The organism is Roseiflexus sp. RS-1 (genome assembly GCF_000016665.1).
Lineage (GTDB): Bacteria > Chloroflexota > Chloroflexia > Chloroflexales > Roseiflexaceae > Roseiflexus.
The window spans coordinates 5,700,054-5,713,614 of the sequence record NC_009523.1 but is presented as its reverse complement, the minus strand read 5'-3'; the positions used below and the strand labels follow the sequence as shown (position 1 = coordinate 5,713,614).

Sequence of the window (13,561 nt, the reverse complement as noted above, 5' to 3'; positions counted from 1 at the left end):
TCGAACGCAACGTCGTCGTTGTCAGGAGGCTTCTCACAGCCGGTATGGTCACCGAAAGGCGCGCAGGAGCAGCGCCGCATCCAGAATCGCTCGCGTATCGCGCTGCTCGATCCACTCAGCCCAGCGCAGTGCAACGTCCGAACCGCAGCGTGGCAGGAGCCACAGCCAGACGCGGTCAAAAGAGTCGAGACCTTCGGACGGCAGAGCATGCAGTCGAGTCAACATCCGCTCATAGCGCTGCTGGTGGAAGCGTTCCTGTTCCGCCATCCGGATCAACAGGATCTCGTGCCGCTCATCGGGCGCTCGATCTGCCAGACGCCGATAGAGTGACACGATCACCTGGTGGCGACGCCAGGCGCGCTGGATGGCTTCGATCAGCAACCAGCGCAGCGTCGCCTGGCGATAGAGGTGTGTGGTTGCCAGCATAAGCAGTTCCTCCGAATGTGCGCTTATTCGACTCCGACGACCTGATACATCGGCTCTGGTTCCGGCGCTCGCTCGCCTGTCGCTGCGCGCTGCAGCGTCGTGGCGGTCTGAGTCCGGCGATTGCGGATCACCAGTGTTTGTGGCATGTCGGTGGTCTGCGAGAGCGGGCGCACCTTCTTCGGGCGCACGAATGTCGCGGTCAGGCGCCCATCTTTGTCCATCGTCCAGCGGATCGTCAGCATCGCGGGTTCCTCCTTTCGCCTTCAAGCCAAAAGTTTCCATCTGTGCGGCGGTTGCAGGGCGCAACAAACCATGCGCGCGATCCGACGATCGGCGCCGACCGACATGCACGCACAACGGAGAGCAAGCGCTCCCTGACCGCCTGCCAGCAAGGGACAGACGGTTGTAGCGTGCAATCACAAATTGTTGTCAGAGACCTGGAAGACAGCAGCGCAACGCCGTGGATGGGAGATGCGCGCCGGGGGTGCGCACATCGGGCTTGCGCTCAACAAACAACCCTGGCGCACCTTTCTCGCCAGGGTGTCAAGAAGGAACGTAGCCAGAACTACGCGACACTGACGAGAAGGAGATGCGTCTGGAGTGCTGTTGCGGCGTTGCGCCGCCGACTACAATGACCGCCTTCGTCCATATCTGCCTCAAATAGAAATCCCCCTGGCATTGCCAGAGGGATCGAACGCTCTTGCGAACGCTCCCCCTCCGGTTGATCTTAAGCTTTCACACAACGTAACGGTTGAACCGTAGTTACCTTGGCAAAGCCCTTAAGCCGAGCCTGCTGTGCGCCCCTGAGCGTCTTTCGACGGGCCGGAGCAGTAACCTGTGTTTGTGTGAAGCCGCGCCTACCAGGGAGCAACTTCTCAGTGACCGGCGATATAATATCTCACAAGATCAGGGTTGTCAAGAGGGAATCTTCCTGTCTTTCCGGCGCGATCGGTCGCTACAGCGCATCTGTGGCGCTGTATCCAACCTGTAACTGTCCCGACTACCCTCATAAACAGAAATGGTTGCGCAGAGCGCGTCTTTTTTATCCCCTCTGAGAACCTGCGCTTGAGCCGCAACCGGACCCCAGCATACAATCCGCCCTTGTCGGGCGCACCTGTCGAAGGAGACGCGAATGGGCCAGAAAAACGGCTTTGATCCGAACGATCCGATTGGCAATCTGCGCAAGGCCCGCGATGCGACGCTCGACGCGTGGGCCAAGGCGATGATCGACCTGGTCAATACTGAGACGTTTGCACGCTGGATCGGCGCGACGCTCGATTCCTATCTGATTGCGTCGGCGCCGCTTCAGAACCTGATCAACACGTCGATGAAGACGTCGCTGGCGCGGCTGAACCTGCCATCACGCGACGAACTCACCACGCTGGCGCGCCGGGTGACGAATATCGAAATGCGTCTGGACGATATCGAGATAAAGATCGACCAGTTGATGCATGCGTTGCGCACCCAAACACCGGTGATCGTCGAGATGCTCACCGAGCAACTCGAACAGAACCGGCAAGAAGGAGTGGAACTCAACGGCATGGAGCAGCGTCTGGCGGCGCTTGACCATAAGGCTGATCAGATGCTCCAGTTGATCGAACGATTGCAGCAGGCGGCGCTGGAGCAGGCGGAGGCTGCGCAGAAGCGCCGGAAAGCGCCACGACCGCTTCAACCGCCGGAACCCGAAACGCCGACGCCTGAAGAGGTCAAAGAAGATCACGCTATCGAGGGGTTTTAAACCTGCGGCATGTGCCGCGTTTGAGCAACAAGGAGTATGTCGATGACGACGTCGCCTGAGACGACGCTCTTTCCTGTAGATCCGGCAACAGTGGCAAAAAATCTGTACACTGAGGTTGAACGTCTTGGGAAAGCGTATGAGATGGGGGTCAGGATCGCGACGGGCAAGCAAAAGGCAAAAGTGGCGCAGACGCCAAAAGAAGCGATCTGGACGCTGAATAAGACGACCCTCTATCACTACTATCCCCAGGCGCCAGCCGAGAAGCGTAAGCGCGTGCCGCTGTTGCTGGTCTTTGCTCTGATCAACAAACCGTACATCTTCGACCTGCGCCCAGGCAATAGTTTTGTCGAGTACATGGTGCAGCAGGGGTACAACGTGTATCTCGTCGATTGGGGTGCGCCCGGTCCGGAAGACGCGCACCTGACCTTCGATGATTACGCGCTCGAATACCTGCCGCGCGCCGTGCGACGCCTGCAAATGCACAGCGGGCAGCGCGACTTCAGCATGCTTGGCTGGTGCATCGGCGCAACCCTGGCGGCGATCTATGCGGCAATGCGCCCGGACGACGGTTTGCGCAACCTGATCCTCCTCACTGCACCGATCGACTTCTCCAACAAGGATGCGATAGGTCCCTTCCCCAAGTGGCTGAAGGAAGATTACTTCAACCTGGACGCAATTCTCGAACAGACCGGCAACTACCCCGGCGAAATGATCGATGTCGGCAGCAAACTGCTCAAACCGGTCGAAAATCTGGTCGGCAATTATCTGCGGTTGCTTGATAACCTCGACGATCCAAAGATCGTCGAGTCGTGGCAGGCGATGAATACCTGGGTGAGCGATGGCGTCCCGTTTGCCGGCGCGGCATACCGGCAACTGGTCGTCGATCTCTACCGCGAGAACCGCCTGATGAACGGCACCTGGATCATGCGCGGTCGCCCGGTCAACCTGGGGGACATCAAAGCATCGCTGCTCAACATTATTGCGCGACAGGATCACATCGTGCCGCCGTGTCAGTCGGAAACGATCCTGGATCGTGTCAGCAGTACCGACAAACATCAGATCATCATGCCAGGCGGTCATATCGGCATTATGGCTGGCAGCGGGGCGCGTCGCGGCTTGTGGCCGCAGATCGATGCCTGGCTTGCCGATCGCTCGATCTAAGACGTTATCATCAACGAGGAGATGAAGACGATGCGCCTGAAGGGTAAGGTTGCAATTGTGACCGGCGCAGGTCACGGCATTGGTAAAGCGACCGCGATTGCCTTCGCTCGCGAAGGGGCGCACGTCGCCGTTGTTGACATCAATATGGCCGGCGCTGAAGCGACGGTGGCAGAGATTACCAGGCTGGACGGTCGAGCGCTTGCTGTCCAGGCTGATGTCTCTCAGGCAGCGTCGGTGGAGTCGATGGTCGAAACGGTGCTGGCGTGGGGTGGTCGGATCGATGTGCTGCTCAACAATGCCGGTATTACGCGCGACGCTCGCCTGGTCAAAATGACCGAGCAGCAATGGGACGCGGTGATCAATGTCAATCTCAAGGGCGTCTGGTTGTGCGCGCGCGCCGTTGCGCCGCACATGAGCGCTCAGGGGAGCGGCTCGATCATTAACGTCAGTTCTATCGTCGGGCTGTACGGCAACTTCGGTCAGTCGAACTATGCCGCAACCAAAGGCGGCGTCATTGCAATGACCAAGACCTGGGCGCGGGAACTCGGTCCGTCGGGTGTGCGGGTCAATGCGGTCACGCCGGGATTCATCGCTACTGAGATGATTACGACCATCCCGGAGAAGGTGATCCAGACGGTCTGCGAACGCACGCCGCTACGCCGACTCGGTAAGCCGGAAGAGGTCGCTGCAGTGTATGTCTTCCTCGCGTCGGATGAATCGAGTTTTATGACCGGTTCGGTCATTCAGGTGGACGGCGGCTTGCTCTGGTAGATGTCCGCCCGTGCCTGGTTTTCTGCGCCTTTTTGCGAGTAATGCCGGATGATGCCATCCGGCATTGCTATTTTCGTCATCGTCTGGTTGTGTTATGATTTACTCACCGGTCTGTATGATTGAACCGTATGGCTGACGATCTGTTGCTCGGTATCGATGTTGGGACGACCAACATCAAAGCGCTGGTGTTTGATCTCCACGGCGCCTGTGTGTCTGCCGCCAGCACAGCCACGCCGGTCGAGCGACCGCATCCGGGGTGGGCTGAACATGATCCCGACATGCTCTGGCAGGCGGTGGTCGATGTCATCCGCTGCGCCCTGGCGCCGCTCGACGATCCGCAACGGGTGCGTGGTCTGGCAGTGGCAAGCGTCGGCGAGGCGGGTGTGCTGGTCGATGCGCGCGGTGAGCCGGTCGCGCCGGTGATCGCCTGGTACGACCGTCGTACTGCGCCCTACGTGCAGCGCTGGAATGCTCAGGACGATCCGCTCGAGACGTTTCGCCTGACCGGTATGATCCCTGTGCCAATTTACGGCATGTTCAAGTTGCAGTGGTTGCGTGATCATGCGGCGGAAGGATATGCCGCCGCGACAACCTGGCTGCATATTGCCGATTATATTGCCTTTCGCCTGTGCGGCGCGCGTGCAACCGATTATTCGCTGGCGTCGCGCAGTATGCTCTTCGATCTCCGCGCGCGCCGCTGGTCGAGTGCGCTGATCGATTGCGCCGGGTTGCGGGGTGATCTGCTGCCGGAACTGGTTGCAAGCGGCACGCGCATTGGCGAGGTCTCACCATCGGCGGCAGCGGCGACCGGTCTGTCACCGGGAACCATTGTCGGCGCCGGCGGTCACGACCATGTGTGCGGCGCACTGGCAGCCAATGTGCGCCGCCAGGGTGATTGCCTTGACTCGATGGGAACGGCGGAAGCAGCGTTTCTGCCGCTCGACGACATCCCGCTCGATGAGCGTCTGTTTGTCGCCAATGTCTCTTCCTGGACGCACGTAACCTTTGGAGTGCACGTGGCGCGTGACCGCTACTACGCGATGGATGGCCTGTTCAGCAGCGGTGCGGCGGTTGAGTGGCTGCGCGGGTTGATCGCGCCGGGTGCGTCGCTCCATGAGGCGTCTGCCGAAGTGGAAACGCTGGCGGATTCGGCGCCTCCAGGCAGTATGGGAGTGCTCTTTCTGCCCCATCTGACTGCCGGTGAACGTGGTGCGTTTGTGGGTTTGACTGCCAGCAGCGGGCGGTCGGCGCTGGCGCGTGCGGTCTACGAAGGTCTGGCGTTCGAGTGGCGTCATATGCTGGAGCATATCGAAGGCATGCTGGGGGTGCGCGCTGCGACAATTCGGGTGATCGGCGGCGGGACGCGCCTGCCGGTCTGGCTCGGCATCAAGGCGGATGTGCTGGGGCGTCCTTTACAGGTGCTGGATATGGACGAAAGCGTCGCGCTGGGCGCCGCGCTGCTTGGCGGGCTTGCGGCGGGCGTCTATCGCAACGAGGATGAGGCGGTTGGCGCGTTGCAGTTGAACGAGCGCACGATTGCGCCTGATGATGCGGCGCACACGCAGTACGAACGTGTCTACCGCGGAGCGTTTCTCCGCCTTGCGCCTGCGCTGGCGCCGGTGCATACCGCACTCGATGGGTTGGAGGCGCCATGAGCAGAACGATCATCTTCCACCTGGCGCCGGCTGAGCGCTGGACAACCTGGCCCGACCATGAACCATATGTTCTGGCTGAATTCGCCGCCGACGGGTTTGTGCATTGCACAGCGGGCGAAGCGTTGATGGCGCGCGTCGCCAATACGCTGTACCGCGATACTCCCGGCGATTTCGTGCTACTGGTCATCGACGTGGATGCGCTCACAGCGCCCGTGCGCTGGGAGGCGCCAGCCGGTGCAGACCTGGCGCCCCTCTTCCCGCACATCTATGGTCCGATCAATCGGGAAGCGGTTATTGAGGTTCGGCGCATCCAGCGCGCCGCCGATGGCGTGTTTCTGCTATAATCAAAGCATTATCAGGCAAGGACAAAGCGTATGGCTGATACAACGCGACATGCCAGAGCGCGGCGCAAGCCGGGCGACGCCGGACCGACCGAAAAGATGCGCGAGTATCTGGAAGTCATCTACTATCTGGCGGCGCGTGGCGAACCGGTGATCAGCGCGCGTCTGGCGGAATGGATGCATGTCACCCCGCCGACGGTCGCCGATATGGTGAGCCGAATGGAGGATCGCGGCTACATTATGCGCGATGGGCGCGGTGAGATTTCGCTGACCGATGAAGGTTTTCGTCTGGCGGAAGCGATGGTGCGGCGACATCGCATCCTGGAGCGTTTCCTGGTGGATGTGATGGGGTTGCAGTGGCATGAAATTCACGAGGAGGCGGTGCGCCTGGAACATGCTCTCTCGCCGCGCCTGGAGGAGCGCATCGAGGAACTCGTCGGCGACGCCGCTACCTGCCCCCACGGCAATCCCATTCCAGGGCGCTGCGCCTCGTACACGGGTTCAGTGCGCCTCGATCAGGTCGCGCCGGGAGGGGTATTCACGCTGCGGCGCATCTCTGAGGAAGCCGAAGAAGATACCGTTCTGATCCGCTACCTGCAAAACAGTCATCTGGTGCCGGGTGAGCGTTTCGCCATTATTGATTGCTCTCCGGTCTATGGTGTCACCCTCCAGCGCGACGACCGACAGATCACCCTGTCGCCGCAGATCGCCGCGTACCTGTGGGGAGATGTGACCGCTACCTGATCCGCCCGAACTGACGCTCAATCTGGGTCGTCGTCAGCAGAATCATGGTCGGGCGACCGTGAGGGCATGTGCGTGGCGACTCGCACTGCTCGAGTTGCATCACCAACCCGCGCATCTCGTCGAACGAGAGGGTCTGCCCTGCGCGCACCGACGTGTGGCACGAGAGGGTGATCAGCATCGCTTCGCGCCAGTCGTGAGGCGTTGCGCCGCCCCGCCCGCTCAAATGATCGGCGATTTCGAGCAGCGCAGTCGTCAGATCGCCCGGATAGAGCACCGCCGGAATGGCGCGCACGCGCAGGCTGCGCCCAAACGGTTCCACAACAAATCCCCATTCCGCCAGCCGGTTGGCGGCAGCGAGAAGCAGGTCGTGCGCGGTTGGCGGCAGATCGACCACCTGCGGCATAAGCAGTTCCTGACTTTCGACGGCGCCGGCGCCGCGCTGCGCCATCAGGCGCTCATAGGTGATGCGTTCGTGAGCGGCATGCTGGTCGATCAGATACATGCCGTCGGCTGACTCGGCGACGATGTAGGATTGCGCAATCTGCCCGATGATGCGCAGCGGAGGAAGCCTGGACGCGCGGGTTGGCGGCAATGGGTCAGGGGACGTCACCGGCTCACGTTGCCAGGCGCTGTGACCATCGTCTGTCCAGGCGTTGACCTGAGTCGGCGCTGCAGGTGAATCGCCAGCAGTCATGTGGGGGAACGCCTCCCACCCGCTCTCGTGGGATGTTCCCAGGCGGCGCAGTTCAAACCGGCGCTGTGCAGTCTCGAGCGTCGCTGGCACACCGGGATCGTCCCAGGGGCGCACGCCGCTCTCCAGAAGCGCGCTGCGCACCGCGCGCCCCAACGTACTCATCACCCGCGTCGTATCACGGAACTTGACCTCGCTCTTGGTGGGATGCACATTCACATCCACAGCAGCCGGATGCACAGAGATATTCAGGATCGCCACCGGGTGACGACCCTTCATCAGGAGTGTATGGTACGCTTCTTCGAGCACCATGGCGATCTGCCCGCGCGGCTGGATAGCGCGGCGATTGACGAACAGATGGATCGCCGCGCGCGAACTGCGGGTCAATCCGGGGGGCGAAACCAACCCGCTGACCTGCACATATTCCACGCCTTCACCGGTCGATGCTTCGACCGGCAGCAGTTGACGCGCGACATCGAGACCGTACACCTCGATGGCTGCGGCGCGCAGATCACCATTGCCGCTGGTATGCAGCGTCGCGCGCCCGTCGATCGCAAGGCTGAAGCGCACTTCGGGGTAGGCAAGCGCATACTGGGTGACGACCGCCGTAATTGCAGCCGACTCGGTGGCGTCGGAGCGGAGGAACTCACGCCGAACCGGCGTATTGTAGAACAGGTTGCGCACGCTGATCGTCGTGCCCGGCGAACATCCGCGCGGCATGATCGCCTGCACCTCGCCGCCTGCGATCCGCAGCTCAACGCCGACGTCCGCCCCCGCAGCGCGGGTGATGCAGATTACCTGTGCAACGGCGGCGATGGACGGGAGCGCCTCGCCGCGGAAGCCGAGGGTTGAGATCGACCACAGATCGTCGGCGGTGGACAATTTCGAGGTGGCGTGGCGCGCGAATGCAAGTTCGACTTCATCGGCGGGAATGCCGCACCCATCGTCCTGCACCCGGATTTCACGCAACCCGCCGCCGCGCGCTTCCACGGCAATGCGGCGCGCGCCGGCGTCGAGCGCATTTTCGACCAGTTCACGCACCACCGAAGCGGGGCGTTCGATCACCTCGCCGGCGGCGATCTGAGCGGCTACTGTCGCGTCGAGCACCCGTATTGGCATAGCGACCCTGCCCTGCATGCGAACACGTATGCGAGTATTGTACCATACTCCGGCGCACTATGGCGTCGGGGTGCGTGTCAGCGGCGTCAACGGTATCGGAGTGCGCGTCGGGGTGGCAATGAGCGTCGCTGGCGACGCCCCTGGCGTTGCGGTGACTGCTGGCGCAATCGTGTCGGTAACGCCGGGTGATGGCGACGCCGTACCCGGTTGTGTCGCGGAAGGTGAAGGTGTTGCTGTACCTGGTTGTGCTGCGGAAGGTGAAGGTGTTGCCATAGTCGGTTGTGTTGCCGAAGGTGATGGTGTTGACGGTGTGGCAGGAATGATGGCGGGGTTCTGAGTTGGCGGTTGGAGGGTGGGAATATCGGTCGGGGGAACGTTAGCTGGCGGCGCCTGGGTTGCTGCAATCGTTGGCTGCGGTTCGGCGGGCGCAAGATTCGCCGGACCCGGCGCCAGCACCGACGGATATGCCACAAAGAGGGTCACTGCCACAAGCCCGGCAAAGAGCGCCGTCGCCAGTGTCGCCCCCAACCAGTTCATCCGTCGGGGCACAGACTCACGTTGTGGTGGAAGTGCAGGTGGAGGAGGAGCGGTTGGGGGGGCGGCAGGGGGCGGTGAGATGCGTTCGGTGGCAGGTTCCGCCGGAAATCGGGCAGTTGCAGGGAACTCGACAGTTGCGCTCGTTACCGTTGTCGGCAGTTCGACGGTTGCGCGTTCGGGTTCAGCATCGTCGGTCGTCGCTGGAAGCGCGTCGAGTTCGTCGACTTGCGCGACAATTGCGGTGATGTTATCCGTTCCGCCACGTTCGTTCGCCAGATCGATCAACCGATCAACTGCATCGGCGAGGGGCATCGAGCGCACAATCTCGCAGATCTCTTCATCGCCGACCAGACCGTGCAACCCGTCGGAGCAGAGGATCACCATATCACCCGCCTGGAGCGGCAGATGGAACAGATCGACCTGCACCTCGGACTGATACCCCAGAGCGCGGGTAATCACATTGCGATAGTAACTCGACCGCGCCTGGTCGGCGGTGATCACCCCGGCTGCCACCTGCTCACCGACCAGCGAATGGTCGCGTGAGACCTGGCAGATCTCGTCGTTGCGGATCAGATAGGCGCGACTGTCGCCAACATTGGCGACGTGCAGCATCCCCTGGTAGAACAGGGCTGCAACGCCGGTGGTGCCCATTGCGCCGCGCCCTTCGGCGTGAATGCGTGCATTGGCGCGCTCGAATGCGCGGCGCAACACATCGACGCGATCAGGGGAGGCATCACTGTAGTAGGTGCTGAGGATCGTCTCGACACCGAGCCGGCTGGCAACTTCACCGGCGGCATGCCCTCCCATGCCGTCGCAGACGATCAGCAATTCGCCGTACTGCTCGACCCCTGCGCCTTCGCCAACGCCGAAATCGTCTTCATTATGATCGCGCGTTCTGCCAACGTCAGTGCGAGCGCTATGGCGCAGTTTCATAGGCTCCTCCGGCGGGAGGCATCCATCATTGACGCGCAAGTATACCATGCCAGCAGATCGGGTGCAACCTGTTACGCTTCTCAACGTTACATGGAGTGACCATATTGAAACAATTGCTATCTTTCTGCCGACCCAACCCACATTTCGACACAACCAGGAGGACGTGCAATGCATCGCAGCCAGCAACACAGCCGGTTTTTCATCCGCAGTCTCGTCGTACTTCTCACGCTTATCTTCTCCGTAACGCTTCTCGTTCCATCGTCCGATCCGGTTGCATACGCAAACGAGCCTCTTCTGCTCAAGACATTTTCGCAGTTCTCGAGAGCAACAGTCTTTCGTGGCATGTTCTTCTTCGCCGCCAATGACGGGGTCCACGGTTTCGGGTTGTGGCGCAGCGACGGCACACCCGGCGGAACCCAACTGGTCAGGGTCATTCGTCACGGTCCGGGAAGCAATGAAATTCTGGGATTTCGGGTTGTCGGCGATACCCTCTTTTTTGTCGCCGATGATGGAGTGCATGGTTTCGAGTTATGGCGCAGCGACGGTACGCCCGACGGTACGACGCTGGTGCGGGATATTCGCGTCGGGAGCCAGGGGAGTTTCCACGCCGGAGTATATGGGGATGTCCAATTGATCGGTGTGGGGAACGCGCTCTTCTTCATTGCGAATGACGGGGTGCATGGTTTCGAGTTATGGCGCAGCGACGGCACGCCCGACGGTACGATGCTGGTGCGGGATATTCATCCAGGACCGGGAAGCGCGCTCACAGGAAACGAAACGCTGGCGGTTATGAATGATACGCTGTACTTCATCGCCAATAGCGGCGAGGTCGGTTTGTGGCGCAGTGACGGAACATACGAAGGAACTTTCCTGATCAGAAATGGCGGATTAGACTATTGGAGCGCGCTACTGGTCAACAACGGTACGCTCTTCATTGCAACCTACGACAGTCTCTGGAAGAGCGATGGAACGCCGGAAGGCACAGTGCTGGTCAGGGACAGGCTCTGTATTGATACCGGTCTGACACACTTCGCGTTCATGAACGGTGTGCTCTTCTTCGTCGGTGGTGAGCGGCGCGAGGGATGGTTTATGGGGTGTGATACCGAACTCATGCGCAGTGATGGAACCCCAGAAGGTACATTTATGGTCAAAGACATCCGCTCATCTGAATCTGACCTTCCTGCCGGTGGACTGGGGTATTTCTCGCACCTGACAGTCGTGAGCAATACACTCTTTTTCAACGCTAATGACGGCATTCACGGGCGTGAGTTGTGGAAGAGCGATGGCACGGCAGCAGGCACGGTTATGGTCAAAGACATTGACGAGGGTTCGGGGCATGCGCTGTACCCGACTCCTTTTGTCGTCTTGAACGGGACGCTCTTCTTCATTGCCGAGGACGGCGTTCACGGGCGCGAGTTGTGGAGGAGCGACGGCACGGCAGCAGGCACGGTTATGGTCAAAGATATTATTACTAACGACCTCTGGCGTTCCAATCTGAGCAGTCTGAGTATTGGCGCAAGCCTGACCGCCCTGCATACCATGCTCTTCTTCAACGTCGATGATGATTTCGCTCATAGGGATAAATTCGGGTTCTGGCGTTCGGATGGAACGGAAGAGGGGACAGTCCAGTTGCTGTCGGAGTGGGCGTATGCTCGCGCTGTGATCTGCGGTCAGGTGTTTATAACATCGCAGACCAATCTGTATACCCTTCTTATCGACCCCAATCGCTGCACTATCAGCGGACGGGTGACGGACGGCGCAGGCAACGGAGTGGCGGGGGTGACGGTGAGCGCAGGCGCGCGCAGCGCGACGACCGATGCGACCGGGTTCTACACGATCAGCGGTCTGCCGACAGGCGTCTACACGCTGACGGCGACGCGCAGCGGCTACCAGATCACCCCGGCAAGCCGGACGGTGACGGTCAGCGATCATCTCAGCGGTCAGGATTTTACCGCCACGCTGCTGACCTACACGATTAGCGGACGGGTGACGGACGGCGCGGGCAACGGGGTGGCGGGGGTGACGGTGAGCGCGGGTGAGCGCAGCGCGACGACCGACGCGAACGGGTTCTACGCGCTCAGCGGTCTTTCATCAGGGGTTTATGCACTTCGCGCAGAGAAACCGGGTTGTCTTATTGAGCCGGCGCAGCGCGCGGTGACGCTGCCGCCAGATCAAGACGCTCAGGATTTCACTGCCATCTGCCTGACAGAGCGCGCGTTTCTCCCGCTTGTGATACGCTGAGCAACTGCCAGAGCGGGGTTACGAGCGGATGCCCCGCTCTGGTACACTCCCGCGCGATCAATGGCTGTTATGGTGATCGCGCATACGCCTCTTCCAGCACGGCGCGCACCAGTGTTTCGGGTGCATCGTCGCGCACGGTCGCCGACCCGATCCCCAGCGGCAGCGCCCAGCGCACCTTTCCTGCCCGCACCTTCTTGTCGCGCAGGGTGCGTTCGAGCAGGTCATCAATATCGAGCGCGGGCGGCAGGGCGGTGGGCAGACCCCAGGCGTGCAACAGGCGCTCCTGGCGTTCCACGAAGTCTGGTTCGACCATCCCCATGCGGCAGGCGATCTGCGCTTCCAGGTGCATCCCGATGGCAACCGCCTCGCCGTGGAGCAGGTCGCCGTAGCCGCTCGCTGCTTCGATGGCATGCCCCAGCGTGTGCCCGTAGTTGAGCAGCATCCGTTCACCGGTTTCGCGCTCATCGGCGTTCACAATGTCGATCTTGACCCTGGCGGCCTGGCGGATGATCGCTGCCAGCGCATCACCCTGAAGCGAGTCCGGCTCGGCGCCTGCGATCGTTTCCAGACGCACGAACAGATCAGCGTCGCGGATGACAGCGTGTTTGATGACCTCCGCCCAACCGGCGCGCAGTTCACGTGGCGGAAGCGTGCGCAGGGTTGCGGTATCGGCGAGCGTCAGGCGCGGTTGGTGAAACGCGCCAATCAGGTTCTTGCCGAGCGGATGGTTCACCCCGGTTTTGCCGCCGATTGCCGAGTCGACCATCGCCAGCAAGGTGGTTGGCAGGTGAACAAGCGCAATGCCGCGCAGAACCGTCGCCGCAACGAATCCCGCCAGGTCGCCGACGACTCCGCCGCCCAGCGCCAGCACTGCATCGCGCCGTTCGACCCCCCCGCCGATCAACCAGTCGTAGAGGCGCGCAACCATCGCCAGGTCTTTGCTCGTCTCGCCGGAAGGTACGGTGGATCCCTGGACGTCGTACCCGGCTGCACGCAACCGTTCGATCAACGGAGGCGCATACTGCGGGAAGACCTGGTCGTCGCTGATGATCCACAGCGCGCCGCGCAGACCGATGCGGTTCAGGTGATCTGGCAGACAGTCGAGCGCCCCGTGCGCGATGATCACGTCGTATGCGCCTCCGGGGGTGGTGACACGGAGTGGAGCGTCGTGCAATTCCGTCTCTCCTGATACTTGTTCTCTGGC

At 61.4% G+C, this 13,561-nt stretch carries 12 protein-coding genes and 1 riboswitch; of the genes, 7 read left to right on the top strand and 5 right to left on the bottom strand.

The features are described 5' to 3' along the window. Window positions 1–48: 48 nt before the first annotated feature. Both ROSERS_RS23405 and ROSERS_RS23400 read right to left on the bottom strand, forming a co-directional pair. The gene (locus ROSERS_RS23405; protein ID WP_011959223.1) at window positions 49–426 is read right to left on the bottom strand and encodes a hypothetical protein; all 378 of its coding nucleotides are present in this window, start codon (window positions 424–426) and stop codon (window positions 49–51) included. A gap of 23 nt (window positions 427–449) precedes the next feature. Next, window positions 450–668, bottom strand: coding sequence for a hypothetical protein (locus tag ROSERS_RS23400; RefSeq protein ID WP_041334421.1), 219 nt, complete (start codon window positions 666–668; stop codon window positions 450–452). 463 nt (window positions 669–1,131) lie between these two features. Next, window positions 1,132–1,298: riboswitch (M-box (ykoK) riboswitch) on the bottom strand. Between the two features lie 260 nt (window positions 1,299–1,558). On the opposite strand from ROSERS_RS23400, the gene ROSERS_RS23395 reads away from it, so the two are divergent. The 6 genes from ROSERS_RS23395 to ROSERS_RS23370 all read left to right on the top strand — a co-directional run bounded on the left by ROSERS_RS23395 (window position 1,559) and on the right by ROSERS_RS23370 (window position 6,836). Beyond that, on the top strand, window positions 1,559–2,164 hold the full coding sequence (locus ROSERS_RS23395) for a hypothetical protein (protein ID WP_011959222.1): 606 nt from the start codon (window positions 1,559–1,561) through the stop codon (window positions 2,162–2,164). Between the two features lie 42 nt (window positions 2,165–2,206). Next, complete coding sequence (locus tag ROSERS_RS23390) at window positions 2,207–3,325, top strand: PHA/PHB synthase family protein (RefSeq protein WP_011959221.1); 1,119 nt, start codon at window positions 2,207–2,209, stop codon at window positions 3,323–3,325. A 30-nt stretch (window positions 3,326–3,355) separates the two neighbouring features. Beyond that, on the top strand, window positions 3,356–4,096 hold the full coding sequence (gene fabG, locus ROSERS_RS23385; protein ID WP_011959220.1) for a 3-oxoacyl-ACP reductase FabG: 741 nt from the start codon (window positions 3,356–3,358) through the stop codon (window positions 4,094–4,096). A gap of 128 nt (window positions 4,097–4,224) precedes the next feature. Then, a complete protein-coding gene (locus tag ROSERS_RS23380; protein ID WP_011959219.1) occupies window positions 4,225–5,751 on the top strand; it encodes an FGGY-family carbohydrate kinase in 1,527 nt (508 codons plus the stop codon). Next, window positions 5,748–6,095, top strand: a complete 348-nt coding sequence (locus ROSERS_RS23375; protein WP_011959218.1) for a DUF952 domain-containing protein — start codon at window positions 5,748–5,750, stop codon at window positions 6,093–6,095. Before ROSERS_RS23380 ends, ROSERS_RS23375 begins: the two co-directional genes overlap by 4 nt. A gap of 30 nt (window positions 6,096–6,125) precedes the next feature. Continuing rightward, on the top strand, window positions 6,126–6,836 hold the full coding sequence (locus ROSERS_RS23370) for a metal-dependent transcriptional regulator (RefSeq protein ID WP_011959217.1): 711 nt from the start codon (window positions 6,126–6,128) through the stop codon (window positions 6,834–6,836). Here the strand turns inward: ROSERS_RS23370 and mutL are convergent. Both mutL and ROSERS_RS23360 read right to left on the bottom strand, forming a co-directional pair. Then, entirely contained in the window at window positions 6,829–8,646 is a 1,818-nt protein-coding gene (mutL, locus tag ROSERS_RS23365) for a DNA mismatch repair endonuclease MutL (RefSeq protein WP_011959216.1), read from the bottom strand. The two genes, ROSERS_RS23370 and mutL, sit on opposite strands and share 8 nt — an antisense overlap. 57 nt (window positions 8,647–8,703) lie before the next feature. After that, window positions 8,704–10,116, bottom strand: coding sequence for a Stp1/IreP family PP2C-type Ser/Thr phosphatase (locus tag ROSERS_RS23360; protein WP_011959215.1), 1,413 nt, complete (start codon window positions 10,114–10,116; stop codon window positions 8,704–8,706). A 168-nt stretch (window positions 10,117–10,284) separates the two neighbouring features. On the opposite strand from ROSERS_RS23360, the gene ROSERS_RS24520 reads away from it, so the two are divergent. Next, on the top strand, window positions 10,285–12,357 hold the full coding sequence (locus tag ROSERS_RS24520) for an ELWxxDGT repeat protein (protein WP_011959214.1): 2,073 nt from the start codon (window positions 10,285–10,287) through the stop codon (window positions 12,355–12,357). A 67-nt stretch (window positions 12,358–12,424) separates the two neighbouring features. Here the strand turns inward: ROSERS_RS24520 and aroB are convergent, their stop codons facing one another. Further along, entirely contained in the window at window positions 12,425–13,531 is a 1,107-nt protein-coding gene (aroB, locus tag ROSERS_RS23350) for a 3-dehydroquinate synthase (protein ID WP_041334417.1), read from the bottom strand. Window positions 13,532–13,561: the final 30 nt, after the last annotated feature.

Bases quoted from the DNA above. Each gene is read 5' to 3' on its own strand.
- ROSERS_RS23405 (WP_011959223.1), bottom strand. From the start codon at position 426: ATGCTGGCAACCACACACCTCTATCGCCAGGCGACGCTGCGCTGGTTG.
- ROSERS_RS23400 (WP_041334421.1), bottom strand. From the start codon at position 668: ATGCTGACGATCCGCTGGACGATGGACAAAGATGGGCGCCTGACCGCG.
- ROSERS_RS23395 (WP_011959222.1), top strand. From the start codon at position 1,559: ATGGGCCAGAAAAACGGCTTTGATCCGAACGATCCGATTGGCAATCTG.
- ROSERS_RS23390 (WP_011959221.1), top strand. From the start codon at position 2,207: ATGACGACGTCGCCTGAGACGACGCTCTTTCCTGTAGATCCGGCAACA.
- fabG (WP_011959220.1), top strand. From the start codon at position 3,356: ATGCGCCTGAAGGGTAAGGTTGCAATTGTGACCGGCGCAGGTCACGGC.
- ROSERS_RS23380 (WP_011959219.1), top strand. From the start codon at position 4,225: ATGGCTGACGATCTGTTGCTCGGTATCGATGTTGGGACGACCAACATC.
- ROSERS_RS23375 (WP_011959218.1), top strand. From the start codon at position 5,748: ATGAGCAGAACGATCATCTTCCACCTGGCGCCGGCTGAGCGCTGGACA.
- ROSERS_RS23370 (WP_011959217.1), top strand. From the start codon at position 6,126: ATGGCTGATACAACGCGACATGCCAGAGCGCGGCGCAAGCCGGGCGAC.
- mutL (WP_011959216.1), bottom strand. From the start codon at position 8,646: ATGCCAATACGGGTGCTCGACGCGACAGTAGCCGCTCAGATCGCCGCC.
- ROSERS_RS23360 (WP_011959215.1), bottom strand. From the start codon at position 10,116: ATGAAACTGCGCCATAGCGCTCGCACTGACGTTGGCAGAACGCGCGAT.
- ROSERS_RS24520 (WP_011959214.1), top strand. From the start codon at position 10,285: ATGCATCGCAGCCAGCAACACAGCCGGTTTTTCATCCGCAGTCTCGTC.